Origin of the sequence: uncultured Winogradskyella sp., assembly GCF_947501905.1 — a bacterium.
GTDB lineage: Bacteria > Bacteroidota > Bacteroidia > Flavobacteriales > Flavobacteriaceae > Winogradskyella.
In genome coordinates this window covers 1-25,687 of the sequence record NZ_CANMXL010000002.1, presented here as the reverse complement: position 1 = coordinate 25,687, position 25,687 = coordinate 1, and the positions used below count along the sequence as shown (strand labels likewise).

The 25,687-nt window shown below is 33.2% G+C and carries 25 protein-coding genes; 12 read left to right on the top strand and 13 right to left on the bottom strand.

Features of this window, described 5'->3' with window-relative positions; all coding sequences use genetic code 11:
* Positions 1-33 precede the first annotated feature (33 nt).
* Entirely contained in the window at positions 34-771 is a 738-nt protein-coding gene (locus Q0770_RS03670; protein WP_299114134.1) for a hypothetical protein, read from the top strand.
* Positions 772-832: 61 nt separating this feature from the next.
* Here the strand turns inward: Q0770_RS03670 and Q0770_RS03665 are convergent, their stop codons facing one another.
* The 4 genes from Q0770_RS03665 to Q0770_RS03650 are packed head-to-tail and all read right to left on the bottom strand — an operon-like array spanning position 833 to position 3,789.
* Positions 833-1,564 (bottom strand): head GIN domain-containing protein, encoded by a 732-nt coding sequence (locus tag Q0770_RS03665; protein ID WP_299114132.1) that lies wholly within the window; start codon positions 1,562-1,564, stop codon positions 833-835.
* Positions 1,565-1,613: 49 nt separating this feature from the next.
* Positions 1,614-2,705, bottom strand: a complete 1,092-nt coding sequence (locus tag Q0770_RS03660) for a hypothetical protein (RefSeq protein WP_299114130.1) — start codon at positions 2,703-2,705, stop codon at positions 1,614-1,616.
* A complete protein-coding gene (locus Q0770_RS03655) occupies positions 2,683-3,234 on the bottom strand; it encodes a hypothetical protein (protein WP_299114129.1) in 552 nt (183 codons plus the stop codon). Before Q0770_RS03655 ends, Q0770_RS03660 begins: the two co-directional genes overlap by 23 nt.
* A 3-nt stretch (positions 3,235-3,237) precedes the next feature.
* Positions 3,238-3,789: an RNA polymerase sigma factor gene (locus Q0770_RS03650; RefSeq protein ID WP_299114127.1), complete on the bottom strand. Its 552-nt coding sequence runs from the start codon at positions 3,787-3,789 to the stop codon at positions 3,238-3,240.
* 228 nt (positions 3,790-4,017) lie between these two features.
* Here Q0770_RS03650 and lon point away from each other — a divergent pair, with 228 nt between their 5' ends.
* The 4 genes from lon (at position 4,018) to cmk (ending at position 8,995) form a co-directional block, all read left to right on the top strand.
* A complete protein-coding gene (gene lon / locus Q0770_RS03645; protein WP_299114125.1) occupies positions 4,018-6,471 on the top strand; it encodes an endopeptidase La in 2,454 nt (817 codons plus the stop codon).
* Between the two features lie 97 nt (positions 6,472-6,568).
* Complete coding sequence (porQ, locus tag Q0770_RS03640; RefSeq protein WP_299114123.1) at positions 6,569-7,591, top strand: type IX secretion system protein PorQ; 1,023 nt, start codon at positions 6,569-6,571, stop codon at positions 7,589-7,591.
* 22 nt (positions 7,592-7,613) lie between these two features.
* The gene (locus Q0770_RS03635; protein WP_299114121.1) at positions 7,614-8,300 is read left to right on the top strand and encodes a hypothetical protein; all 687 of its coding nucleotides are present in this window, start codon (positions 7,614-7,616) and stop codon (positions 8,298-8,300) included.
* Positions 8,301-8,305: 5 nt separating this feature from the next.
* Positions 8,306-8,995 (top strand): (d)CMP kinase, encoded by a 690-nt coding sequence (gene cmk / locus Q0770_RS03630; protein ID WP_299114119.1) that lies wholly within the window; start codon positions 8,306-8,308, stop codon positions 8,993-8,995.
* A gap of 47 nt (positions 8,996-9,042) precedes the next feature.
* On the opposite strand, the gene Q0770_RS03625 is transcribed toward cmk, so the two are convergent.
* A complete protein-coding gene (locus Q0770_RS03625) occupies positions 9,043-9,420 on the bottom strand; it encodes a LysM peptidoglycan-binding domain-containing protein (RefSeq protein WP_299114117.1) in 378 nt (125 codons plus the stop codon).
* Positions 9,421-9,693: 273 nt separating this feature from the next.
* Here Q0770_RS03625 and rpsA point away from each other — a divergent pair, with 273 nt between their 5' ends.
* The 7 genes from rpsA to Q0770_RS03590 all read left to right on the top strand — a co-directional run bounded on the left by rpsA (position 9,694) and on the right by Q0770_RS03590 (position 15,782).
* Positions 9,694-11,535, top strand: a complete 1,842-nt coding sequence (gene rpsA, locus Q0770_RS03620) for a 30S ribosomal protein S1 (RefSeq protein WP_299114115.1) — start codon at positions 9,694-9,696, stop codon at positions 11,533-11,535.
* A gap of 125 nt (positions 11,536-11,660) precedes the next feature.
* Positions 11,661-12,200, top strand: coding sequence for a bifunctional pyr operon transcriptional regulator/uracil phosphoribosyltransferase PyrR (gene pyrR, locus Q0770_RS03615; RefSeq protein WP_299114113.1), 540 nt, complete (start codon positions 11,661-11,663; stop codon positions 12,198-12,200).
* A gap of 4 nt (positions 12,201-12,204) precedes the next feature.
* A complete protein-coding gene (locus tag Q0770_RS03610) occupies positions 12,205-13,131 on the top strand; it encodes an aspartate carbamoyltransferase catalytic subunit (RefSeq protein ID WP_299114111.1) in 927 nt (308 codons plus the stop codon).
* A 5-nt stretch (positions 13,132-13,136) separates the two neighbouring features.
* On the top strand, positions 13,137-13,469 hold the full coding sequence (locus Q0770_RS03605) for a ribonuclease Z (protein ID WP_299114109.1): 333 nt from the start codon (positions 13,137-13,139) through the stop codon (positions 13,467-13,469).
* Between the two features lies 1 nt (position 13,470).
* Positions 13,471-14,376, top strand: a complete 906-nt coding sequence (locus Q0770_RS03600; RefSeq protein ID WP_299114107.1) for a ribonuclease Z — start codon at positions 13,471-13,473, stop codon at positions 14,374-14,376.
* A 60-nt stretch (positions 14,377-14,436) separates the two neighbouring features.
* Positions 14,437-15,084: a pyridoxamine 5'-phosphate oxidase gene (gene pdxH / locus Q0770_RS03595; protein WP_299114105.1), complete on the top strand. Its 648-nt coding sequence runs from the start codon at positions 14,437-14,439 to the stop codon at positions 15,082-15,084.
* 200 nt (positions 15,085-15,284) lie between these two features.
* The gene (locus tag Q0770_RS03590; protein ID WP_299114103.1) at positions 15,285-15,782 is read left to right on the top strand and encodes a CAP domain-containing protein; all 498 of its coding nucleotides are present in this window, start codon (positions 15,285-15,287) and stop codon (positions 15,780-15,782) included.
* 69 nt (positions 15,783-15,851) lie between these two features.
* Here the strand turns inward: Q0770_RS03590 and Q0770_RS03585 are convergent, their stop codons facing one another.
* The 8 genes from Q0770_RS03585 to Q0770_RS03550 form a co-directional block, all read right to left on the bottom strand.
* Positions 15,852-16,601, bottom strand: a complete 750-nt coding sequence (locus Q0770_RS03585) for a VOC family protein (RefSeq protein ID WP_299114102.1) — start codon at positions 16,599-16,601, stop codon at positions 15,852-15,854.
* Positions 16,602-16,609: 8 nt separating this feature from the next.
* Positions 16,610-17,494, bottom strand: coding sequence for a sterol desaturase family protein (locus tag Q0770_RS03580; protein ID WP_299114100.1), 885 nt, complete (start codon positions 17,492-17,494; stop codon positions 16,610-16,612).
* 2 nt (positions 17,495-17,496) lie between these two features.
* The gene (locus tag Q0770_RS03575; protein ID WP_299114098.1) at positions 17,497-18,015 is read right to left on the bottom strand and encodes a hypothetical protein; all 519 of its coding nucleotides are present in this window, start codon (positions 18,013-18,015) and stop codon (positions 17,497-17,499) included.
* A 51-nt stretch (positions 18,016-18,066) separates the two neighbouring features.
* Positions 18,067-18,309: a hypothetical protein gene (locus Q0770_RS03570; protein ID WP_299114096.1), complete on the bottom strand. Its 243-nt coding sequence runs from the start codon at positions 18,307-18,309 to the stop codon at positions 18,067-18,069.
* 20 nt (positions 18,310-18,329) lie between these two features.
* Positions 18,330-18,887, bottom strand: coding sequence for a Crp/Fnr family transcriptional regulator (locus tag Q0770_RS03565; RefSeq protein WP_299114095.1), 558 nt, complete (start codon positions 18,885-18,887; stop codon positions 18,330-18,332).
* Between the two features lie 206 nt (positions 18,888-19,093).
* Positions 19,094-21,013, bottom strand: a complete 1,920-nt coding sequence (locus tag Q0770_RS03560; protein WP_299114092.1) for an OmpA family protein — start codon at positions 21,011-21,013, stop codon at positions 19,094-19,096.
* 13 nt (positions 21,014-21,026) lie between these two features.
* Positions 21,027-21,944, bottom strand: a complete 918-nt coding sequence (locus Q0770_RS03555) for a type IX secretion system membrane protein PorP/SprF (RefSeq protein WP_299114090.1) — start codon at positions 21,942-21,944, stop codon at positions 21,027-21,029.
* A gap of 23 nt (positions 21,945-21,967) precedes the next feature.
* Positions 21,968-25,687: gliding motility-associated C-terminal domain-containing protein (locus tag Q0770_RS03550; protein WP_299114088.1), on the bottom strand; the 3,720-nt coding region annotated here is incomplete at its 5' end.

Sequence of the window (25,687 nt, the reverse complement as noted above, 5' to 3'; positions counted from 1 at the left end):
TTTGTGATATCAAGAACCAAATCTATATTTATAATGAAAAAAATAATTGCTTTATTCTGTGTCTTTTTGTTATGCTCTGCATTTCAATGTGATGATGAGCCTTTAGAAGGTGAGTTTATCTCTGATGAAGCTGCGGCATGCCAAGTAGCAACATTAGAAACAGCAGAAGCCGCACTTGCATTCTTAGGTGCAGGAGATGATACATTTACAGAAATATGTAATGCTTATAAGACGGCAATTGAAGCACAAATATTAGCTTGTGGAGATGAAGATGGTAGTTTGCAGGCTATTATAGAACAATTAGGTGATTGTACCATGACAACTACACCTGAAGCTGATATTGTAGGAACTTGGTTATTAACAGCTTGGATAGGCGAAGAGCCTATTGATTTAAATAATGATGGTACAGAGAATACTAACTTTCTTGAAGAAATGGATTGTTACAATAATGAAACTCTGGTTTTTAACAATGACAATACAGGTATGACCGTGAGTACATCATTTGCTGATATTGAAATATTCCTTGAAGATGGTTCTGATTCTGAATTTGATTTTACTGTAGATTGTATTCTTGAAAATGAATCAACTGAGTTTACATGGTCTCAATCAGGCAGTACGATTACAACTACAGATGTTTTTGGTACTTTTGATTGGGAGTTAGATGGAAATACCTTATCAACTACTATTCCTGAAGGTTTTACAGTCATTAATATAGAAGATGCTACCGTTAGCACTATACAAGACTTAACTTTTGTATATACCAAACAGTAGATAGATTTTGCAAATAAAAAAGCCGCTTAATAGCGGCTTTTTTATTTGCAAAATCTATTTTTTAATTCTCTATACTTCCAGAACCAGCTACCTTAGTATCTTCTTTTGTTGGGTTACCACGATACTCTATATCACCAGAACCTGCAACACGAGCTTTAAGTTCTCCAGAGCAGTTTACAGAGATGTCTCCAGAACCAGCAACTTTTGCATCAACATTTACAGAATTTAGTTTAAATCCATGGATATCACCAGAACCTGCAACACTTGCTTTTAATGTATTAGCTTTTCCTTTTAAGGTTAAATCTCCCGAACCAGCAACACTTGCTTTCGTATAACCTGTGTCAATATTTAAAATTAAATCTCCCGAACCTGCAACAGCAGCAGAAAAGTCTTTAGATTTAATTGTGCCTTCATTCCAAACATCTCCAGAACCAGCTAATGACACACCATCAATATCTCTATAAGGAATTGTAATTATTAAAGGTTTGTTGTTACTAGGTCTAATGTTTTTTCCATTTTTTACTTTTACCACTAGAGTTCCGTTTTTTACTTCTGTAACAATGTGTTCTAATAAGTTTGATTCTCCTTTAATAGTAATCTTACCTTCTGCACCCTCAACAAGTTTAAAGTCCATTGAGCCACCACATTTAACGGCGTCATATTCTCCAGTAGTTCTCGTAATTGTTGTAACCTCTCCATTTCCTTTTATACCTTTTCCACCCCACCATTGTGCATGAGAAAAAGTAATTGCTAATAAAAAGATAAGGCTTAATGTTAATTTTTGAGTTTTCATAATATTTGATTTTATAATGAACATTACTGTTCGATTTTTGATTATTTATTTATTGTTTTTTAAATGTTACGTTTCCAAATTCTGAATCTATTTTTACTAGATTTTGAGAGTTACTATTTCCATAACTTCCAGAATAGTATTTGTCTGATCCATCAATTCTCTTTTTTGTAAAGTTGAAGTCGTCACTATTTCGTAAAGATGCATGTTCTAAATTAATATCGAAATTAAAACGGTAAGCAGCATCATAGCCAATACTGATGCCAGCATGTTCTCCATCAATTTCTATATTTTGTGCATTTGAGGCAATTTTTCCAATCTTTATAGAGCCAAAATCTGACTTAACTGATGCGTTTTTGTAGACGTTACCAATACGTAGTGATAGATGGTCGGCGTTACCAGTTATATTATTTACGTTATCTATTTTAAGTGATTTAAAATCGCAATTATAAGTTATGTTTTCTGCTGTTTCAACATGTCCTGCTGTATGGTCTGCATTAATGCTTAAGTCTTTGGTTTTTGCGACAGTATAGCTACTAAAATCAGCATTTATTTTCCCACTTTTTATGTATTCGAAATAGCAATCTTTGGTGTGGTCGAAATTTAATTCATTACCGTCTGCCATAAGTTCTTTCGTTGTAATGTTTCCATGGTCACAATTTATTTTTGCGACACCTTTAAGTGTATCAACATTTACATTTCCAAAATCATTGCTAATATCTATAGAGTTGTTGATTGGTATTTTAACTACATAATTAATTTCTAATTTTAGATTCATTTTTTTACCCCAATTCCACCAATTAGATTTGTTTTTATCAATTTTTGTAATAGCAGAAACTAAAGAATTTGTTGCTGAAAAATTAACATCAATTCTTTCTAAACGGTCTTCTACTTTATCTTCATCATTACCGCTTACTCTTATTAAAATATCAAATTCAACAGTGTTTTTGTCCCATGTAATGATATCCACATTTCCAAATTTATTACTCACCTTTAAAGTGGCATTTTTATCTACATTATAGGATTTTTGGATAACACGTTCTCTTGTCGTTATATCATCATTAAATGAAGTGTTATTAGCGAATATTACTGTTGGTAACAGCAATAAAACTATTAGTAATTTATAGTGTATTTGTTGTCTCATATTGTGTTTCTTTTAAGTCTTCTATTTTATCTAATATATTATTGAGTATATCTATTCTGCTTTGAAAATTTGATATCATAGCATATATAACGCGTTTATCATTTCCGCTTTGTTTTAGGTCATCTTTTAAAGTACTGTAGTCTTCTTCTAAAGCTTTTAATTGGCGCTCGGCTTCATAAATTATATGTTCTGTTAATGGTGAGCGCTCAGCATCTAGCTTTTTTAACTCTTCAGTAATTGTAGCTGTAAAGAAATCTTGCACTTCTGACATTTCTGGAGATACACTTGCCAAATCTGTTACTTCATCAGAATTATTTATGCCGCCAAATACAGAAAGACAAATAATGATACTAGCAGCGATTGCTAAAAAAGGCTTCCAAACAGAGTTAAAGCCACTGCCTTTTTTTACTTCTTTTTGGGCTTGCAGTTTTTCTAAAAACCGAGTTTCATGACCATTATTTGGTTCTTCATGGTCAAACTGACCTTGAAGCTTTTCAAATAAATTGTCAAAATTATCTTTATCACTCATAATTTATGCGCTAATGCTTAGTTTTTGTCTCAAGCTTTCTTTTGCTCTAGAGATTAATGTTCTACAATTTCCTTGAGACATATTCATAATTTCAGAAATTTCTCCATAATCATAACCTTCAATTAGATGTAACGTAAGACCTAAGCTGTAATTAGATTTTAATTGTTTAATAGCTTTCAAAATATAGGCTACTTTTTCCTTTTGTAAATCATCTTCTTTTAATCCAATAGTGTCTTCTACTTTGTACATCACATCATCTAAAGCAATAGTGTTCTCTTTGGTTGTTTTGTTGTACTCTGCAATACTGTTATTAACTACAATTCTTTTTAACCAAGAACCAAAAACAGATTTATCTTTTAATGCTTCTAGTTTTGAAAACGCGGCTAAAAATGACTCTTGCATAATATCTTCGGCTTTATAAGTATCTCTTATAATCCTCAAAGATGTGTTATACATAGCCTTGTAGTAGCGGTTGTAAATCTCTAATTGTGCACGTTGATTGCCAGTACTACAAAGCACGAGTAATTGTTCTATATTTTGATTGGTTGTAGACAAAAAACTAATGCTTTTACTTATAGATGAACTTGTTTAATGAGTGTTACAGTTTTAAAGAAAAAAGTTTTATTAATTTAAAACTGAATGGCACAACAATTGAATTTAATGTAAAAGGTAAAGTGCGCTATGCACCATAAAACCTTAGTATCTAGCGTAAAGTTAGAAAATGTATAACGAAAGAACAGTACATTCTATGTCTTTTAATGACAGAATGGCTTAAAATATAGTATGGCGAAACAAAAATTTTTAGGGCTTGACAGTTTGTCATTTCAGGATTTTGATGAAAATTCAGAGTTAATTCCTTTAATGACACCAGAAGATGAAGAATTAATAAATAAAGAAGTTTTACCTGAGTCTCTACCTATATTACCATTGCGTAATACGGTATTGTTTCCTGGTGTGGTTATTCCTATTACTGCAGGAAGAGATGCTTCAATTAAATTGATTAATGATGCCAATAATGGCGGAAAAGTAATTGGTGTTGTTTCTCAGAAAGATGAAGGTGTAGAAAATCCAACGGAGAAAGATATATACAAAACGGGTACAGTTGCTCGTATTTTAAAGGTGTTAAAAATGCCTGATGGTAATACAACAGTTATTATCCAAGGTAAGAAGCGTTTTCAAATTAAAGAGGTTGTTTCTGAAAAACCATATCTCACTGCAACCATTTCTGACATCGCTGAAGCTAAGCCGGCAAAAGATAACGAAGAGTTTAAAGCTATTATAGAGTCAATAAAAGATTTGTCTTTAGAGATTATAAAAGAAAGCCCAAACATTCCTTCAGAGGCTAGTTTTGCAATTAAAAATATTGAAAGTAACTCTTTCCTAGTCAATTTTGTGTCCTCCAATATGAATTTAAAAGTAGAGGAGAAGCAGGAATTGTTGACTATTAATGATTTAAAAGAGCGTGCTTTAGCCACTTTAAAGTACATGAATTTAGAGTATCAAAAGCTGGAGCTTAAAAATGATATTCAGAATAAGGTTCAAAGTGATATGAATCAACAACAGCGTGAATACTTTCTGCATCAACAGATGAAAACTATTCAAGAAGAATTGGGTGGTGGTGTGTCTTCTGGAGAAGAGATTGAAGACATGCGTAATCGTGCTAAGTCAAAAAAATGGGATGATAAAGTAAAAACTCATTTTGATAAAGAATTGGCTAAGATGCAACGCATGAATCCTCAAGTTGCGGAATACTCTATTCAACGTAACTACTTAGATTTATTTTTGGATTTACCTTGGAATGAGTTTAGCGAAGATCAATTCGATTTAAAACGCGCTATGAAAATTCTGGATAGAGATCACTTTGGGTTAGATGATGTTAAAAAGAGAATCATAGAGTATTTAGCTGTATTGAAGCTAAGGAATGATATGAAGTCTCCAATATTGTGCCTTTACGGACCTCCAGGAGTTGGTAAAACATCTTTAGGGAAGTCTGTGGCTGAAGCTTTAGGAAGAGAGTATGTCCGCATATCTTTAGGTGGTTTACGTGATGAGGCAGAAATTAGAGGGCATCGTAAAACTTATATCGGTGCCATGCCAGGTCGTATTATTCAAAGTTTAAAGAAAGCCGGAACGTCTAATCCTGTTTTTGTTTTAGACGAAATTGATAAGTTGTCTTCTGGTCATCAAGGCGACCCATCTTCTGCAATGCTTGAGGTTTTGGATCCAGAGCAAAACAGCGAATTTTATGATAACTTCTTAGAAATGGGTTATGATTTATCTAAAGTCATGTTTATTGCCACTTCTAATAGTTTAAATACCATTCAGCCTGCATTACGTGACCGAATGGAAATTATAAACGTTACTGGTTATACTATTGAAGAAAAAGTTGAAATTGCTAAGCGACATTTATTACCTAAACAATTAAAAGAGCATGGTCTAGATGATAAAGCGTTAAAAATTGCAAAGCCACAATTAGAAAAAATAGTTGAAGGTTACACAAGAGAATCTGGCGTTCGTGGACTAGAGAAGCAAGTTGCAAAAATGGTACGTTATGCGGCTAAAAACATTGCAATGGAAGAAGATTACAATATCAAAGTATCTACTGAGGATGTTGTTGAGGTGTTAGGAAGCCCAAGATTAGAACGCGATAAATACGAGAATAATAATGTTGCAGGAGTAGTTACTGGATTAGCTTGGACTAGAGTTGGAGGCGATATATTATTTATAGAATCTATTTTATCAAAAGGAAAAGGGAGTCTTTCTATTACTGGTAATTTAGGCAAGGTCATGAAAGAATCTGCTACAATTGCCATGGAATACATTAAAGCTAATGCAGATAAGTTTGGTATTAAGACTGAAGTTTTTGATAAGTATAATGTACATATCCATGTACCTGAAGGTGCAACACCAAAAGATGGACCAAGTGCTGGAGTCACAATGCTAACATCTTTAGTGTCGTTGTTTACTCAGCGTAAAGTAAAGAAGAGTATAGCAATGACGGGAGAAATTACTTTAAGAGGTAAAGTATTGCCAGTTGGGGGAATTAAAGAAAAAATATTAGCTGCTAAACGTGCAAAAATCAAAGAGATACTTCTTTGTGTAGAAAATAAACGTGATATTGACGAAATAAAACCAGAATATCTTAAAGGTTTAAAATTTCATTATGTCTCAAGTATGGATGAGGTTTTAGATTTAGCCATTACCAAACAAAAAGTAAGTAATCCAAAGACATTATAATCCTAAAAACCTCAATAGAAATATTGAGGTTTTTGCTTTTCAAAAAATAAAAGAATTAGAACTGCGTTCTAAGATAGATTTAGTTATTTTGCAAGCTATGACTAAGAGGATTACAACTCTACTTTTTATTTGTTGTGCTACTGTTACTTACGCCCAATTGGGAGGTGAGTCAACATACCAATTCCTCAACTTAGTGTCTTCTCCACGTCAAGCAGCTCTTGGTGGTAAAATCATTACTAATTTCGATAAAGATGTTACGGAAGCTCTATATAATCCAGCTTCAATAAACAGTGATATGCATAATCAAGCTGCACTAAATTTTTCAAGTTATTTAGGCGGCATTACATACGGTACCGCAGCCTATGCATATACTTGGGATAGGCGAGTGCAAACTTTTCATTTTGGGGTGACTTATATTAACTATGGCCAGTTTGATGGTTATGATTTAAATGGTGTTTCTACGGGTTCTTTTAGTGGCAATGAAGTAGCACTTTCATTTGGTTATAATTACAATATACCTTTTACAGATTTTTATGTTGGCGCTAATGCAAAAGTTATAACATCTCAATTGGAGCAATATAATTCTATTGGAGGCGCATTAGACCTTGGTGTGATGTATATCAACGAAGATTTAGATTTTCATGCAGCATTGACAGTCAGAAATTTTGGAACACAGTTCAAAACTTATGCAGGTTTAAATGAGCGCTTACCGTTTGAGGTTAATTTCGGAATGTCTCAGACCTTAGAATACATTCCGCTACGTTGGCATTTAACGATGGAGAATTTACAAGAATGGCCAATTGGCGTTTCAAATCCAGCTAGAGCTACTACAGATTTAAGTGGAAATCTCACCGAAGAAAAAGTTGGTTTTTTAAATAATGCACTTCGTCACCTTATATTAGGTGCAGAATTATGGCCAGATAAAGGATTTAATATAAGATTAGGTTATAACTTTAGACGCGCAGAAGAATTAAGAATTGTAGATCAGCGTAATTTTTCTGGTTTGTCATTTGGATTAGGGCTTAAGATTAATAAAATGAAGTTTAGTTACACACATGCCAGATATACAGGCTCAGCAAATACTAGTTTCTTTGGTTTGCAAATAGATTTGAATAGATAAATCACTTTGATAACTATGATTTATGTTTAAAAGAATCAGAGCTAATATTAACATTTCAAAGATAAATCCTCTATCAAAAGCCGAGATAGATACTATATTGATTGATAAAATTGACAGTTCTTTTGAGAAACTAGGATTAAATAAAAAGCTAGGAAACCGAATTTGGTTTAGTGATTTTGATTCAGAAGGAACCAAAAATGTCATTCGATTTCAATTATCAAAAGGATTAGGAGCAGTTTTTATTTTTGGAAAATGTTTTAGTTTTCTCCCAACAATATCAAATAATTCAAGATTTATAAATCATAAAACAGATAAATCTACCAAATTGCATTTATTTGATTATTCTTCGCATATTTATTCTAATTCATTAGTTAGTAAGAAATCCTTAGAGATTTCAATTATTAATCAAAATGAATTTAAAAACGGAATATCAAATATGTTTAACTTTGGAGTTGAATATATTGATGAATGGTTTAATAGCAACAATACAATTAGCAATTGTTTATCAACTGCTGAAAATCAATTGAAATCAAATGATAAATATTCAACACATTTTCCTAATCAGAATTATGTATTGAGTTTTTTATATAATCAGTTAGGAGATAAGGAAAATACTGAGCTTTATTTGAATCAATTTTTAAATCATAGAGCTTGTTCTGATGAGTTAGAGTTCAAAATTCGGTCAAAATTAAATCTGAAATTATTATAATAAATATGCAAAAAATAGTCATAGCCATAGACGGATTTTCTTCCACAGGAAAAAGCACAGTTGCAAAACTATTGGCTAAAGAGTTGGGCTATATATATGTTGATACTGGCGCTATGTATAGGGCAGTGACTTATTTTGCTTTAGAAAATGGTTTTGTTTCCAAGAAGAAGACTATAGATAGAGAGGGTCTAATTTCAGAGTTAGATAACATCCACATTACTTTTAAGTTTAATTCAGATTTGGGTTTTGCAGAGGTGTATTTGAATGACCAAAATATAGAATCTGAGATTAGAACCCTTAAAGTATCACAATACGTTAGCCATATCGCTGAAGTATCAGAAGTCAGGAGAAAATTAGTGCAGCAGCAACAATTAATGGGAAAAGATAAAGGTATTGTTATGGACGGTCGTGATATAGCAACCGTTGTTTTTCCTGATGCTGAACTTAAAATATTTATGACTGCTTCTGCCGAAAAACGTGCAACCAGACGTTACAAAGAATTGTTAGAGCGCGGCCACAACTTAAGCTATGATGAGGTATTGCAGAATGTGATAACTCGAGATGAAATAGATTCAACTAGAGAAGATTCTCCTTTAGTAAAAGCTGATGATGCCATTGAATTCGATAATTCTGCTATGACTATAGAAGAACAGTTGGAAGCTATTAGGCAGTTGGTTGAAGAAAAATTAGCATAAAAAAAGCGACCATCAGGTCGCTTTTTATTTTTGCAATAATTGTTTCCCTATAAGTTAGGGATAATTAATTCTTGATCTGGATGAATGACATCTGGATTTTTAAGAATGTCTGTATTTGCTGCAAATATGTCTTTATACTTCATTACGTCACCATAATAGTGCTTTGCAATTCCTCCTAAAGTTTCACCAGAAGCTACAGTATGTCTTGCATAAACAGAATCATCAGCGACTTTGATATCTGCCATGATATCTGATGGGTTGTCGCCTCCAATTTCTTTAATTTTATTCCATAATGCATCTTTTTCATATGGAGTGTTTGCTGTTCCCCAAACTTTGAGTTTATCTGCAGCTTCTTCTACTTTTCCATCTTTGATGTTTAGTTCTTCTCCTAAATCTAATACAGCTTGATATTTAGCTCTGTACATAAGTGTTATAATGTTTAAGTGTTAATACTATCGTAAATATACCAATTTATGTGCCAAAAATTAAGTTTAAATTAATCATTATGATATTCAGTTCTTTAGCAAGAATTTATCATGTGTTTTTATGTTTGCTTTTATTAAGATTTAATAGTATTTTTGCGCTCCTTTTCAAGGAGTTTTTGAAAGTTGAAAAGGAATTATAAATTTTTAATTAATAACTTCTGTATAGTTTCTCCCTAACTTTCGAACCGTACAGAATACAAATTTTTATCAGCAATGGCTGAAAACAAAACAAAAGAAGCAGAAGTAGCAGTAGAAGCAACTGAAGCAAAAGCAACCCAAGCACCTGTAGTATCTGAAGCACAGGCAAACCCTGAAAAATTCTTAAAAGAGTTTGATTGGCACAATTACGAAGAAGGTATTGAGCAAGTAGAAGACACTAAACTTGAAGAGTTCGAGAAGTTAGTATCTGAAAACTTCGTAGATACTTTAGATGATCAAGTTGTAGAAGGAACTGTAATTACTATTACAGATCGTGATGCAATCATTGACATCAACGCAAAGTCAGAAGGTGTAATTTCTCTTAACGAGTTCCGTTACAACCCTAACTTAGCAGTAGGTGATAAGGTTGAAGTATTAATTGATGTTCGTGAAGATGCAACAGGACAATTAGTATTATCTCACAGAAAAGCACGTGTTATCAAAGCATGGGATCGTGTAAACAATGCACACGATACAGGCGAAATCGTAAATGGTTTTGTGAAATGCAGAACTAAAGGTGGAATGATTGTAGATGTATTTGGTATTGAAGCGTTCTTACCAGGTTCTCAAATCGATGTGAAGCCTATTAGAGATTACGATCAGTATGTAAACAAAACAATGGAATTTAAAGTTGTAAAAATCAACCACGAATTCAAAAATATTGTTGTTTCTCATAAAGCACTTATCGAAGCAGATATAGAAGAGCAGAAGAAAGAAATCATTGGCCAATTAGAAAAAGGACAAGTATTAGAAGGTGTTGTTAAAAACATTACTTCATACGGTGTGTTTATTGACCTAGGTGGTGTAGATGGTTTAGTTCATATTACTGACCTTTCTTGGTCTCGAATCAACCATCCAAATGAGATTGTTGAGCTTGATCAGAAATTAAATGTTGTAATCCTTGACTTTGATGAAAACAAATCAAGAATTCAATTAGGTCTTAAACAATTATCTAAGCACCCATGGGAAGCTTTAGCTGAAGACGTAAAAGTTGGAGATAAAGTAAAAGGTAAAGTTGTTGTAATTGCTGATTACGGTGCATTTATCGAAGTAGCAGAAGGTGTTGAAGGATTAGTTCACGTATCAGAAATGTCTTGGTCAACGCATTTAAGATCAGCTCAAGATTTCGTATCTGTTGGAGATGAGATTGATGCTGTTATTTTAACTTTAGATAGAGAAGATCGTAAAATGTCTCTTGGTATTAAGCAATTAACACCAGACCCATGGACAGATATTACAACTAAGTATCCTGTAGGTTCTAAGCACACAGGTATTGTACGTAACTTTACAAACTTTGGTGTATTCGTAGAATTAGAAGAAGGTATCGATGGATTAATTTACATCTCTGATTTATCTTGGACTAAGAAAGTGAAGCATCCATCGGAGTTCTGTAACGTAGGTGACAAGTTAGATGTAGTTGTATTAGAATTAGACGTAGAAGGACGTAAGTTATCTCTAGGTCATAAACAAACTACTGAAAATCCTTGGGACAAGTACGAAACTGAATTTGCTTTAGATTCTGTACATAAAGCAGCGATTTCAGAAATCGTTGATAAAGGTGCGACTATCGAGTTTAACGAAGATATCGTAGCATTTGTTCCTCAACGTCACTTAGAAAAAGAAGACGGATCTAAATTAAAGAAAGGTGAAGAAGCTGAATTCAAAATCATTGAATTTAATAAAGAATTCAAAAGAGTTGTAGCATCTCATACTGCTGTATTTAGAGAAGAAGAAGCTAAGATTGTAAAGCAAGCTGTACGTAAAGCAGAGGCTCAAGCAGCAGAAGCGAAGCCTACTTTAGGTGATGCTAATGATGCATTACAAGCACTTAAAGATAAAATGGACGGTAAGAAGTAATTCTTCCAGATATTTATAATATCAAAAGCCTCTCAGAAATGAGAGGCTTTTTTTATCACTATTCTTAAATTTGATACTCTAATTATTTACATTAACTTTGCCAACCAAATGCGTTTGGAAGTTATATGAGTCAAAAAGTATTACTTAATTCTAAAGAAGTAAACATAATCCTTCACAGATTGGCTTGTCAACTTATTGAAAATCACAACGACTTTTCTAATACCGTACTAATAGGATTGCAACCAAGAGGTAAATTTTTGGCAGACCGATTAGCAAAAATTCTAGAAGAAGATTATAAAGTAAAAGACCTTAAATATGGTCACTTAGATATTACGTTTTTTAGAGACGATTTTCGCCGAGGCGAGAAACCTCTTGAAGCAAATACAACAGATATAGATTTTATTGTTGAGGATAAGGATGTTGTATTTGTAGATGATGTATTGTATACAGGACGTAGTATTCGTGCGGCATTAACCGCAATTCAATCTTTTGGGCGACCAAACCATATAGAATTATTAACCCTTATCGATAGGCGTTTTAGTCGACATTTACCTATTCAACCAGATTATAGAGGAAGACAGGTAGATGCGATAAATAAAGAAAAAGTTATAGTAAACTGGCTAGAAAACGAAGGTGAAGATGCCGTCTACTTAATAAATAAATAAAAGCATGAGTCAATTAAGTGTCAATCACTTACTAGGAATTAAATATCTGACTGAAGCAGATATTCAACTTATTTTTGAAACTGCTGATCAATTTAAAGAGGTCATTAATCGTCCGATTAAAAAAGTACCATCACTTAGAGATATTACCATTGCTAATTTATTTTTCGAAAATTCAACTAGAACAAAACTCTCTTTTGAGCTGGCAGAAAAAAGACTTTCTGCTGATGTTATTAATTTTTCGGCAAGTCAATCCTCAGTAAAAAAAGGCGAAACACTTATAGATACGGTGAACAACATTCTATCTATGAAAGTAGATATGGTAGTGATGCGTCACCCAAGCCCTGGAGCTGGTGTGTTTTTGTCAAAACATATAGATGCCAGTATTGTTAATGCCGGCGATGGCGCTCATGAGCACCCTACACAAGCCTTATTAGATACGTATTCTATAAGAGAATCATTAGGAAGCGTAAAAGGGAAAAATGTCGTCATAGTTGGAGATATTTTGCATAGTCGAGTTGCTTTATCTAATATATATGCTCTACAGCTTCAAGGTGCCAATGTCATGGTTTGTGGCCCAAAGACCTTACTACCTAAATATATAAAAGACTTAGGTGTTAAGGTAGAAACTAATCTTCGTAAAGCATTAAACTGGTGTGATGTGGCAAATATGCTTCGTGTTCAGAACGAACGTATGGACATTAGTTATTTTCCTTCTACACGAGAGTATGCGCAACAATATGGAGTTAATAAAGCATTATTAAATAGTTTAGATAAAGAAATTACCATCATGCATCCAGGTCCAATAAATCGCGGTGTAGAGATTACTAGTGATGTGGCAGACTCTGACCAATCTATTATTTTGAATCAAGTTGAAAACGGGGTTGCAATTAGGATGGCAGTTATTTATCTTTTAGCTTCAAAAATAAAATAGCGGATATGATTTTTGACAAAGACGGTAATATTACTATTATCACACAGGAAAAGGCATCTGTAAAGACATTAGTGAATAATATTGAGCAAGTTTACGATAAGTATAAAAACGATCATATTATTGTAAATCTGTCAAGCTTAGATAGTATTTCACTTGAAGATATTATCGAGTTTCTTAGAGTAAGTAATACACACAGAGGTGACAAAAAATCTTTTGTAATCGTTTCTGAAAAAGTAGATTTGGATATTATGCCAGACGAAATTTGTGTGGTGCCAACAATGCAGGAGGCTTATGACATTATTGAAATGGAAGACATTGAACGCGATTTAGGATTTTAATATGAAATTGAACATTCTAGGTTGCTACAGTGCCACACCTCGCACATTTACCAATCCCACATCACAAGTTTTAGAAATTCGTAATCATTTATTTTTAATAGATTGTGGAGAAGGTACACAAGTCCAACTCAGAAAGAATAGAATTAAGTTCTCTAGAATCAAGCATATCTTTATTTCTCACTTGCACGGAGATCATTATTTTGGTTTGGTAGGGCTGATTTCCACCTTTAGATTATTAACTAGAGAGGCTGACCTACATATATATGGTCCTAAGGGATTAAAAGAAGTGATTACACTTCAAATGAAGCTTTCGGATTCATGGACCAATTACCAATTAATTTTTCATGAGTTGACTTCCAAAGCGTCTGAATTAATTTTTGAAGACGATAAGGTTGAAGTCTATACCATTCCACTTCAGCATCGTGTCTATACCAACGGATTTTTGTTTAAGGAAAAAGAAGGAGAACGTAAACTAGATATGAATGCCGTACTCAATGAAGATATTGATCAAGCTTATTATAGAAAGCTAAAGCAAGGTTTTGATGTTGAAAACAATAAAGGTAAGCTTGTAAAGAATGATGCGGTAACATTACCACCACCAAAACCTAAGAGTTATGCGTTTTGTAGTGATACTGCTTATGACGAGGCCAAAATCCCGTTAATTAAAGATGTTGATGTGTTATATCATGAATCTACATTTTTAGAAAAGAATGCTAACCTTTGTGAGAAGACTAAGCATAGTTCTGCGATACAAGCCGCTACCATTGCCAAAAAAGCTAATGCAGGAAAGTTAATATTGGGGCATTACTCAACACGTTACGACGATATCTCTTTATTTAAAACTGAAGCAGAAACAGTTTTCAATAATGTAGAATTAGCTGATGATGGGAAAATCTTTGAGTTATAATTTTATAGGTTCTTTAAAATATCTATTTATTTAAAGCACTAACTTTACAAAAAAGTAAATATGGAAAACGACTTAAGCGATTATAGAGCGTCCTACGAGAAAGGAGAATTACTTTTAAAACATATTTCGGATAATCCTATTGAACTTTTTAGAGATTGGTTTTTAGAGGTAGATACGCATTTTAATCAAGGCGAAACAAATGCTATGACCATTTCTACACATGGTCTAGATGGTTACCCTAAGAGTAGAGTAGTGCTACTTAAAAAATATACGCATGAAGGCTTTATCTTTTATACCAACTATAATAGTGAAAAAGGAAAAGCCATATTAGCCAACCCCAGTGTTTGTTTATCTTTCTTTTGGCCTGCAGCAGAACGTCAAGTGATAATTAAAGGTAAGGCTGAGAAAATAGCTGACAACTTAAGTGATGGTTATTTTGAATCTCGTCCTAGAGGAAGTCAATTAGGCGCCATAGTATCTAATCAAAGTGAAGTTGTAAAAGATAGGTCAGAATTAGAAAATAGACTGAAAACACTTGAGAAAGCATACGAAGGAAAAGAAATTGAAAGGCCTAGTCATTGGGGAGGTTTTATTGTAAAACCTGTTGAATTAGAGTTTTGGCAAGGAAGACCAAATAGGCTGCACGATAGAATACGCTACAAATTAGAGGATGATTTTACTTGGAAAATCGAACGATTAGCACCTTAATAATCTTATATATTGTTAATCGTTAAAAAGCATTAAATATTCGATTAAAAACAAAAATTTTAACTTCAAGCTTATTTTTGACGATTAAAAACATATAAAATCGATTAAAAGCATGTTTTTTATCGATTTTAACATTTTATTAACATATTAACTCTGTAGGTAGGTTACTTTAGTAATCCCAAACAATAAAATACCTACTTATGAGAGTTTCTACATTAGTGCCAGTATTGGCAATTTGTGCTTTACTATCGTTCACGTCTTGTTCTACAGAGAACTTGACAGAAGAAGATGTATTATCAGTTGATATCACAAATCCTCCTCAAGCTAAACCTTTAGAAATTGAAGTATTAGAGCTTATTAATGATTACAGAATCAGTCAAGGATTAAATACTTTGACAAATAATAACACCGTAAAGGCTGTTGCATTTACGCACTCGGATTACATGCGTGATGTTGATAATGTATCTCACGATAATTTTTACGAGCGTAAGCAGAGTTTACAAACTTACCAGAATGCACAAGTGGTGTCTGAGAATGTAGCCTATGGTTATACTTCTGCAGAATCTCTTGTTAATGCATGGCTTAATAGCCCATCTCACAAGAGTAATATCGAAGGTAATTATACAGACTTTGATATCTCAGCAGAGCAAAATGCTGATGGTGACTGGTATTACACCAACATATTTATTAAAAAGTAAAGTAGTTTAATTATATAATGTAATAAGGCCGCAATATTGTGGCCTTTTTTTTAATTAATTTATAACGAGCTATATATTTTTACTACTGCCTTTTATGTAACTTTTAACTTCTTTAATGAAAAAAAATGCTTCATTAGAATTGTCTGTAAACAATATGCGATTACTTTCGTTATTGATGAGATGACCATCATTTTCTAAAATCACCTTTTTAGATTTCTCTAAATTATCAACACCAAATGTACATGCCCAATATTCGTATTTCCCTTTATATTGGTTTTGTATTTCCATAATGTCAACTATATATTCGCCTTCATTGTTCAAGACTTCATATATTCCATTTATATTTTGCACAATCTGCCAATTAAAAATCCCTTCATAAAATGGGATAATTTTTGTTACATCAGAAACGTGTAATTCGTTCCAGATAAGTGTGTTTTTTGTGTTTTCTGTTCTTGTGCTTTTTAGTTTATCACCTTCATAAATAGTAAAACCAGCACCTTGAGGGTCTCGAATTAAAGCCACTTTACCAAAACCATTCATTTCGTAATTCAATTCAATAATACCTCCAAGTTGTTTAGCTTTATCTATTGTAGCATCCAAATTAGCTACTTTAATGTACGTCATCCAAAAATGTGGCATACGCATTTGTTTGAACTTTTCAGGAGTTTCGTATAAGCCAGATACTACTGTATTTCCTGAAAATGCTGTGAAATAGTTATTAGTCTTGTCGTATTTCCACCCAAAAATGCGTTCATAAAATGACATGGTTTTTTTAGGAGAATAGGTTGATATATCTGCAAAAAAAGGATTGTTAAACATTGTCGTCTCTATTTATTTGTTGGCATCCAATCAGGTGGCTTTATAAAAACCAAAAGTTTATTTTTAAACCCATTTACTTTTTTTAATTTCCTAGCTAGGCGTATAATTCCATGAAAAAATACTTTTATAGGGTTGTTACTATTTAGAGGCTCCGAAATTCCATAACGAACTTTTTCTACTTCGGGCTCGAAAGTACCAAACATTCTATCCCAAATTATTAAAATACCAGCATAGTTTTTATCCCAATACTGTCGATTTGAGCCATGATGAACACGATGATGTGATGGCGTATTGAAAATATATTCTACGGGTTTTATAAGCTTACCTATTATTTCTGTATGCAATAAGGTTTGAAAGACTTGAACGAACACTTCTGCTAGTAATACCAAAATAGGATCATAGCCTAACATAACAATGGGCAAAGAAAATAGTATAGGCATAATTGCATCCAAAGGTCCAAATCTGTACGCTACAGACATATTAAAATGAGGCGAACTGTGGTGTACAGTATGAGTAGCCCAACCAATGCCAATTCTATGCATCATTCTGTGTTCCCAATAATAGGCAAAATCGGCTAATAATAAACAAGTAATGATTGTTATCCAGTTTAATTCTAAATGTGGTAAACTAAAGTTGTTATAGATCCAAAAATATACTTTTGTTATTGCTAAAAGTCCCAGAATGATTTCTATTAAGAAAAATGCTCCAAATGTTATAAGATTTGCTACACTATCTAAAATTAAATTTTTGTCTAATTTTTTCAAATAGGCGTACCTAACTAACTCTAATACAAAAAAAGGAACAATGATATACACTAAGCTTAAGTCATTTAAGATGTAAAACCAATATTCTACATCTATCCAATCGAGTTTTTTTGACAAGAATTCTATCATAACTATTTTCTTTTCCAGGTTTCTACATCACTATAACCATAATAGTCATAGCTCAACTTAAAAGTATTTTCATCTACCATATCAATTTGGCAATCAACCTGGTATTGTTGTTGTTCGTATTCAATTGTATAAACGCCTTTACCTTGGTAACCATCAAAGCTTTTAATAATCAAAGTTTTAAGACCTTCAGCTTTTTCTGAGTTGCCATTTTTATCTTGATACTGATAAGAGTATGCATTAAAATTTCCCCCTTCTTTTTTAATGGTATAGAAAACAGCTCCATTAAAATCTTCGGTGTTATAATTTACTTTCCATTTTCCAACGATATAATCAGTTTCTGGATTGTTTTTCGATTTGGATTTTTCATCTTTAGTGAGAAGGTTTTCTTTATTTGAATCAGTGGATTCTTGGTAATTATAATCAATGTCATTTTTTTGAAAGGTATAACCTGCTAAATGAGCAGTACCAGCAATAAAAATTATAGTTGCTAAGCTTCTAAATAGTAATGTTGAATTTTTCATGTGTTAAATATTTTTACAAAAATGAGACTGTTTGTAATCATATTTTTTGACTTATGTCAAAATCTTCAAATAACTTAAAATTGAATAAAGGGCAAGTAATGACCAAATGACAATCATGAACCAATATAGTTTTGGAGAATCCCCTCTAGAGACCTCTTCCACGAAATGAATGTTTTTACTTTTAAGCATATTTAACAGTCCAAGCAAAATAAAAATGGCCCAAAACCATTGCCAATCAAAGTAAATGGCTAAAGCCATAAAAATAAGAGCTAAAATAGTTTTCCAGTGTTTCATAAATGAAAATTACTAAAATTTTATTTTCTGATTCTGCTAAGAGTTTCTTGTGAAATTCCTAGGAAGGATGCAATATATCCAAGCTTTACTCTTAATTCAATATCAGGGAAATAAGTAAGTAATAATTTATACTTTTCGCTGGCAGATAGAAAAGACCAGCCTTTTGAAAACTCATCAATAAATGTAAGCATCTCTTCGGCAAGCAGTCGAGCAAAGTTTCCAAATGCTGGAAAATCTGCTATTAATTTCTGATAATCTTTATAACTTATTTGAAATAAAGTGCAATTCTCTAAACATTCAATTTCCTCAAAGCTTGATTTTTGAGCATAAAAGCTATACCATGACGTTATAAACAGGTTTTCGTTGTAGAACCAAGAGGATATTTGCTTGCCATCATGGTAGTAGTAGTTATGTAAAACTCCTTTTTTAACGAAATAGAGGTGATTAGCTTTGTTTCCCTGTACTAGGATTTTTTCTCCTTTTTTCACATTCTTTTCTTCAAAGCACTTCTTAATTCTTTGTTGTAATTCTGGGCTTAAAAAACATCTTTTACTTATTTCCTGAAGTAAGATTTGCATATTGATTTTTGTTCTTATCTGAAAGTTTTTATCAAATTACTATTTAGTGATTTATATTATTGCTATTCTAAAAATAAGTAGATAAAAGGTAAATTCGTTGCTGCTTATGGTAAATTTAATTCTTTTTCTAATACCATAGCAGTAATAAAAAAGCCCAGCGATTTGCTGAGCTATTTTTATTGTAAGCGGATTAATTATTTGTATGATTAGTCTTGTAATATATAGAAGTAAGAACGTCTGTTAAGTTGGTGTTCTTCTTTACTACATTTTACACCGTTAGAACATCTGTTTAATAGTTGAGATTCACCGTAACCGATAGCACTCTCAATTCTATTAGCTTCAATACCACGGGATATAATATAATCTCTAGTAGATTTTGCACGTCTGTCTGAGAGTCTCATGTTATAACGCTCTCCACCACGGCTATCTGTATGAGATTCTATTTTAATAACCATTGTTGGGTGTCTACGCATCACATCTACAATGTTTTCTAATTCAAATTGTGCATCTGTTCTTATGTTCCATTTATCGAAATCAAAGAAAATAGGATTTATTACAATTTGGTTATCTATAATTAGTGGCGTTAACAATAAGTCGGCCATGTTTACTTTTTCATTTTCATCAGAAGTCGTAACCGTTTTTTGGTCATCTTTATAATCAGATTTTGAGCCTACTACAGTGAATGTTTTTTCGCATAGCGTTTTCTCAAATTTATAACTTCCTTGGTCATCAGTTGTGAGCTCAGAAATCACCTTACCAGAATCATCAATTAATCTTACAGTTGCACCAGGTATAACCTCATTTGTTAACTCATCTCTTACAACACCTTCAATGGTTTGCTCGCACACATAAGAATTAAAGCTATAGATGTCATCTCCACCTTTTCCACCTTCTCTATTAGAAGACAAGTAACCTTCTTTGGTGTCTGAATTAAACACATAACTAAAATCATCATAACCAGTATTAAAAGGCTCACCGATATTTTCGCTTTTAGCATCAGGATTGCTTAAAATATCTGATTTGTAGATATCTAAAAGCCCGTAGTTAATTAGACCATCAGAAGAGTAATAAAATGTGCCATCATTATCAATAGAAGGAAATAATTCTCGACCAGCTGTGTTAATGTTTTCGCCAAGATTGCGAGGTTCTGAATATGTGCCGTCTTCATTAATATCTACTACATAGATATCTGAAGCGCCATAACCACCTTCACGGTCAGATGCAAAATATAATTGTTTATTGTCTGGGCTTAAAGCTGGGTGACCTGTAGAAAAAACATCATCATTAAAAGGAAGTGCTTCAAGATTTTCCCATTGATTGTTTTCTTCATTTAAAGTTGCTTTATATAACTCTAAATGCGTTGTACCATCTTTTGTGTATTCTAATCTGTTTCTTTTGGTTAGATTATCTCTAGTAAAGTATAATGTTTTTCCATCATTAGTAATAGCAATATTTGCCTCATGATAGTCCGTATTTACCTTACTAGCCGAAATTTTTTGAGGTGCATCAAAACTAATAGATTTGTTTCCTCGATTAATCTCTACTTGATAAAGATCTAAGAATGGTTCTTTGTTCCAATCATAAACTCCAGAAGACGCATCTCTTGAAGATGCAAAATAAAGTGTATTATCTTTTACATAAGCACCAAAATCTGAATATTCAGTATTAAAATTTAGATTGTTTAGTTTAATGATTCGTCTCTCATCTACATTACCCGTCACTGTATAGACATCAAAGTTTTCGGTAATATATTTATTAGCTTCAGAATCTTCACTTTGCTTATCTTTTAGTTTCTGTACCCATAATTTAGCTTTGTCATATTGCTTAGTACTTACTAAAGATTGAATATACTTAAAGAGGTATTCAGACTCTAATTTGTCTTCATACTTATCTGCTGCAAGTCCATACCATAAAGCAGATTTCTCAGTATTTGTATTGTTATAATATGCATCACCTAACCTTGTTAAGACGTGCATTGAACTATCACCTTTTTCGACAGCTATTTCGTAAAGCTCAATAGCTTTGATATAACTATAGCCTTTAAAAAACTTATCAGCTAACTTCAACTGTGCAAAGCTTGAAGAAAAACAGAGTGTAAATAGTATTAAAATTAGTCTTGTTTTCATAGTAAACTGCATTTTAGAAGTATCTTGGTGATTTAATTCTACGACTCTTAAATATTTCGAACATTAATAAAATTTCATGAGTACCACTAGTAAATGGCCTTATATCAGAAATCGGGTATTCGTAAGCATATCCAATACGTAATTGTTTTGAGACTTGAAAGTCTGCAATTCCGCCAATTGCTGCTGCTTGTTCATTAATTCGGTATCCACCACCAATCCAAAATTTTTCGTTAAATAAGAAATTAGCAGAAATATCAAATGACAAAGGCGCACCGTTAGTAGCTTTTAATAGGGTAGAAGGCTTTAGCTTTACGCTTTCGCTTAAATCAAAAACATAACCACCCGTAAAGTAGTAACTTACTCTTTCAAGAGCTTCAAAAGTACCTTGGCCAGTATATTCGTTAGTAAAAATTCTTGGAGCAGAAAGTCCAACATACCATCTATCACTATGCCAATACACACCAGCACCTATATTAAAATCAAGACGGTCTTCGAATCCAAAAATTAATGGATCTTGAGCTTCTGATGCTTGATAGTCACCATCAAGGTTATAAGCAGTAACACCACCTTTTAGTCCAAAGGCTAATTTGGTATTTACACCAGTTTGTATAGTATATGAAAAATCTGCATAAACATATTGGAAATTCTCAAATCCAAGTTCGTCATTAATTACAGATAGTCCTAGACCAACTTTTTCATTTCGCAACGGCGCGTGTATAGATAGTGTCTGAGTTTGGGGACCACCCTCAAGACCTACCCATTGACTTCTGTGCAATCCAACAGCGCTTAATGTTTCTCTAGATCCAGCATAAGCAGGATTTATAGAAATGGTATTAAACATATACTGCGTAAACTGCGGAAGCTGTTGAGCAAAGGTTACTGATGTTAACAGTAACATAAATGCAATGCCGTAAAATTTATTTAACTTCATAGGTATCAGTTTTTACTTTTTTATTAATTGCCAGTGACTACGTAAATAGGACCAGCAAATGGTTCTAAACCACTATTTCTTAGTGTTACTACATAATAGTATGTTCCAGTTGGGACATTTCCAGAGCTACCAACAGATGAACGTATTGTTTGTCCACTCCAATCATTTTGGTAGTTATTGTTTTTGTATACTACAGCACCCCAACGGTTAAATATTTGTACTTCTGTTACAAATCCACAAGTTTCTACACCTGTAATTTGGAAGAATTCATTTACACCATCACCATTAGCAGTAACTGTTTTAGAGATATTTACATCTTCTTCTCCACAAGGAAGAACAATACAATCGTCATTTAAGGTTACATTTACATCTACTTGAGTATTACAAGTACCATCTATAGTATATCTAAATGTATATATATCATTTACTTCGCCACCATCTTGAGGGTCAAATAAGCTTCCGTTAAGATTAATTCCATTTCCTATTACTATAGACCATGTACCACTTGTATCTACATTACCTTGTAAGAAATCGAATAAGTTAATTACACCGTCATCTATACATCTATCACCATCAATTGCGTCAATAGTTGGAGTAGTTACAGAGATTAATTGTGTAAATACTGCTGTATTACCACAACCGTCATCAACTGTCCAATCTCTAACAATTTCGTAATCATCAGTATTTGGGAAGAAGTTTATTTGCTCATCAAATACTACAGTAACATCTGTAGAACAATTGTCTTCGAACATTAACTCTGGTATTTCAGGTATTGCGTCACATGAAGCACTGATATTTTCATCAAAATCTGTAGTAATTAATACTGGAGCTGTAGTGTCAACTATAGTAATCACTTGAGTGAATTCTTCAGAAATATTACCACATCCATCATCAAATGTCCATGTTCTTGTTCTAACAGAAGCATTTGCACAATCTGGATCTTGAACTGTATCGTCACTAACTAAAGTAGTTGTAATATTATTAGAGCAATTGTCTGTAACAGTTGGTACTAAATTAAGTGCGTTATCTAATGCATCTGTATCAGAACATTCTATAGTTACATCTAAGTCTCCATCAGGATTAGTAATCTCTGGTGCAGTAGTATCTTGAACCGTAATCACTTGGTCTAAAGATGTTGCGTTACCACACTCATCCGTAGCCGTCCAAGTACGTGTAATAGTAAAGTTACCAGGACAGTTACCAGGCGTTGTTACATCATTGAAAACAACATCAATAGTTGTAGCACAGTTATCAGTAGCTGTAGCAGTACCCGTAGCCGTTGTAGAAGAATCATCAGAACATTCTACAGTGACATCTGCAGGAATTGTTAATTCCGGAGCAGTAGTATCTTGAACCGTAATCACTTGGTCTAAAGATGTTGCGTTACCACACTCATCCGTAGCCGTCCAAGTACGTGTAATAGTAAAGTTACCAGGACAGTTACCAGGCGTTGTTACATCATTGAAAACAACATCAATAGTTGTAGCACAGTTATCAGTAGCTGTAGCAGTACCCGTAGCCGTTGTAGAAGAATCATCAGAACATTCTACAGTGACATCCGCAGGAATTGTTAATTCCGGAGCAGTAGTATCTTGAACCGTAATCACTTGATCTAAAGATGTTGCGTTACCACACTCATCTGTAGCCGTCCAAGTACGTGTAATAGTAAAGTTACCAGTACAGTTACCAGGCGTTGTTACATCATTGAAAACAACATCAATAGTTGTTGCACAGTTATCAGTAGCCGTAGCCGTACCAGTACCAGTTGTAGAAGAATCATCAGAGCATTCTACAGTGACATCCGCAGGAATTGTTAATTCCGGAGCAGTAGTATCTTGAACCGTAATCACTTGATCTAAAGATGTTGCGTTACCACACTCATCCGTAGCCGTCCAAGTACGTGTAATAGTAAAGTTACCAGTACAGTTACCAGGCGTTGTTACATCATTGAAAACAATATCAATAGTTGTTGCACAGTTATCAGTAGCTGTAGCAGTACCCGTAGCCGTTGTAGAAGAATCATCAGAGCATTCTACAGTGACATCTGCAGGAACTATTAATTCTGGTGCAGTAATATCTTGAACATTTATAACTTGAGTTGCAGTTGAAGAATTACCACATTCATCAGTAGCCGTCCATGTACGAGTTACTGTATAGTTTCCAGCACAATTACCAGGTGTAGTTACATCATCAAAAGTTAATGTAAAGTCACTACCACAAGCATCTGTAGCTGTAGCTGTAGCAAAGCTAGGTGTGTCTGGGCAATCTATAGTTGATTCCGCAGGTAATGTATCAATTACAGGAGCTGTGTTATCTTCAATAGTGAAAGTTGCATTAAATGTACTTGAATTATTCTGTACATCAGTTAATGTATAAATAACATCAATTGTTCCAGCTGCCCCACAAGAAATAACTAGGTTGGCATAATCATAATTAGATGTTACAGTAAAGTTGTCATCACAATTATCTGTAGCACAGTTTAATAGTGCTTGAATATTGGCAGTATTCCATGCATCAGCTAAAGTTTCATTATTATTTCCATCACATTCAATAGTTTCGTCTAAAGGCTGACATTGAGATGTATCAGGAGGTGTCATATCTTCAACTAAATCTGTGGTTACCTCTTCCATATCTGTAACGCTATTTCCATTTAATACATCAACTGCTGTAACAACTGCTGTATTATCAACTTCAAGAGCTGCAATGTCAATTTCAGTAATTGGATAATCTGCTGTATAAATCCATATTTCATTAGGGTCTAATTCAGAATCATTATCAGTATCACCTGAAGTAAATTGAAGCGGTATAACTGGATTTGCATTATCTAGTAATGAATCAGTAACTACAACATTCTCTAAACTTGTATTACCTGTATTAGTTAAAGTAATAGTATAAGAAATAGTTTCACCTAATTCGGAACATTCATTTAAGTTCTCATTATTGAATACACCAACTTTAACTAAATCTATAGATGCTGAATTACAAAGCGTAGTTACTGTTGGATTATTCTCTATTATAGAATCATCGTCAGATAAATCAGTAACTATATCTTGATTTGGTCCAGTTGACGTCCCTTGCACTGTCGCTTGGTTAGTAACATTTCCTGCATCAATATTCTCTTGAGTAATTGCATAAGTTGCTGTAAATACCCAAGTTTCATTTGTGTCTAATAAATTATCTGAATTATCATCTCCACTTACTAATACAATATTTACTATTGGATTTGGAGCCTCAAACAATGGATCAGTGATTGAAACTGCACTTAATGGTACGTTACCTTGATTAGTCACAGTAAATGTATAATCAATAGTTTCGTTTACATCTGTACACTGGTCTTGATCTACATCAACAAAGATTCCAGTTTTTATTAATGCAATTCCTGGATCTGGTGTTTGCTGAATAGTAATATATACTGTAGCAGTATCCGTAGCCCCGTTATCATCCGTGATGGTATATGTAAATGAATCAGTGCCTGTAAAACCAGGATTAGGTGTGTATGTAAAGTTTCCACTTCCATCAGGATTGAAAGTAACAGTACCATTACTAGGGTTCGTATTACTAGTTACGGTAAAGTCGTCCCCTTCCGGATCATTGTCATTATCCGTAACGTTACCAGAAATATCAGTATTTACCTCTCCATTATACGCATCATCATTAGCAACTGTAATGTTTCCATTATCAGGCACGACTTGAATAGTTACTGTAGCGGTATCACAAGCAGGCGTAGGAGTATTATCATCACA

Coding starts and splice junctions, on each gene's coding strand:
- cmk (WP_299114119.1), top strand. CDS start 8,306: ATGCAAAAAATAGTCATAGCCATAGACGGATTTTCTTCCACAGGAAAA.
- Q0770_RS03665 (WP_299114132.1), bottom strand. CDS start 1,564: ATGAAAACTCAAAAATTAACATTAAGCCTTATCTTTTTATTAGCAATT.
- Q0770_RS03610 (WP_299114111.1), top strand. CDS start 12,205: ATGAGTCAATTAAGTGTCAATCACTTACTAGGAATTAAATATCTGACT.
- Q0770_RS03575 (WP_299114098.1), bottom strand. CDS start 18,015: ATGAAAAATTCAACATTACTATTTAGAAGCTTAGCAACTATAATTTTT.
- lon (WP_299114125.1), top strand. CDS start 4,018: ATGGCGAAACAAAAATTTTTAGGGCTTGACAGTTTGTCATTTCAGGAT.
- Q0770_RS03580 (WP_299114100.1), bottom strand. CDS start 17,494: ATGATAGAATTCTTGTCAAAAAAACTCGATTGGATAGATGTAGAATAT.
- Q0770_RS03565 (WP_299114095.1), bottom strand. CDS start 18,887: ATGCAAATCTTACTTCAGGAAATAAGTAAAAGATGTTTTTTAAGCCCA.
- Q0770_RS03600 (WP_299114107.1), top strand. CDS start 13,471: ATGAAATTGAACATTCTAGGTTGCTACAGTGCCACACCTCGCACATTT.
- Q0770_RS03590 (WP_299114103.1), top strand. CDS start 15,285: ATGAGAGTTTCTACATTAGTGCCAGTATTGGCAATTTGTGCTTTACTA.
- Q0770_RS03560 (WP_299114092.1), bottom strand. CDS start 21,013: ATGAAAACAAGACTAATTTTAATACTATTTACACTCTGTTTTTCTTCA.
- Q0770_RS03660 (WP_299114130.1), bottom strand. CDS start 2,705: ATGAGACAACAAATACACTATAAATTACTAATAGTTTTATTGCTGTTA.
- Q0770_RS03625 (WP_299114117.1), bottom strand. CDS start 9,420: ATGTACAGAGCTAAATATCAAGCTGTATTAGATTTAGGAGAAGAACTA.
- Q0770_RS03605 (WP_299114109.1), top strand. CDS start 13,137: ATGATTTTTGACAAAGACGGTAATATTACTATTATCACACAGGAAAAG.
- rpsA (WP_299114115.1), top strand. CDS start 9,694: ATGGCTGAAAACAAAACAAAAGAAGCAGAAGTAGCAGTAGAAGCAACT.
- Q0770_RS03570 (WP_299114096.1), bottom strand. CDS start 18,309: ATGAAACACTGGAAAACTATTTTAGCTCTTATTTTTATGGCTTTAGCC.
- Q0770_RS03635 (WP_299114121.1), top strand. CDS start 7,614: ATGTTTAAAAGAATCAGAGCTAATATTAACATTTCAAAGATAAATCCT.
- Q0770_RS03655 (WP_299114129.1), bottom strand. CDS start 3,234: ATGAGTGATAAAGATAATTTTGACAATTTATTTGAAAAGCTTCAAGGT.
- Q0770_RS03555 (WP_299114090.1), bottom strand. CDS start 21,944: ATGAAGTTAAATAAATTTTACGGCATTGCATTTATGTTACTGTTAACA.
- Q0770_RS03670 (WP_299114134.1), top strand. CDS start 34: ATGAAAAAAATAATTGCTTTATTCTGTGTCTTTTTGTTATGCTCTGCA.
- pyrR (WP_299114113.1), top strand. CDS start 11,661: ATGAGTCAAAAAGTATTACTTAATTCTAAAGAAGTAAACATAATCCTT.
- porQ (WP_299114123.1), top strand. CDS start 6,569: ATGACTAAGAGGATTACAACTCTACTTTTTATTTGTTGTGCTACTGTT.
- pdxH (WP_299114105.1), top strand. CDS start 14,437: ATGGAAAACGACTTAAGCGATTATAGAGCGTCCTACGAGAAAGGAGAA.
- Q0770_RS03585 (WP_299114102.1), bottom strand. CDS start 16,601: ATGTTTAACAATCCTTTTTTTGCAGATATATCAACCTATTCTCCTAAA.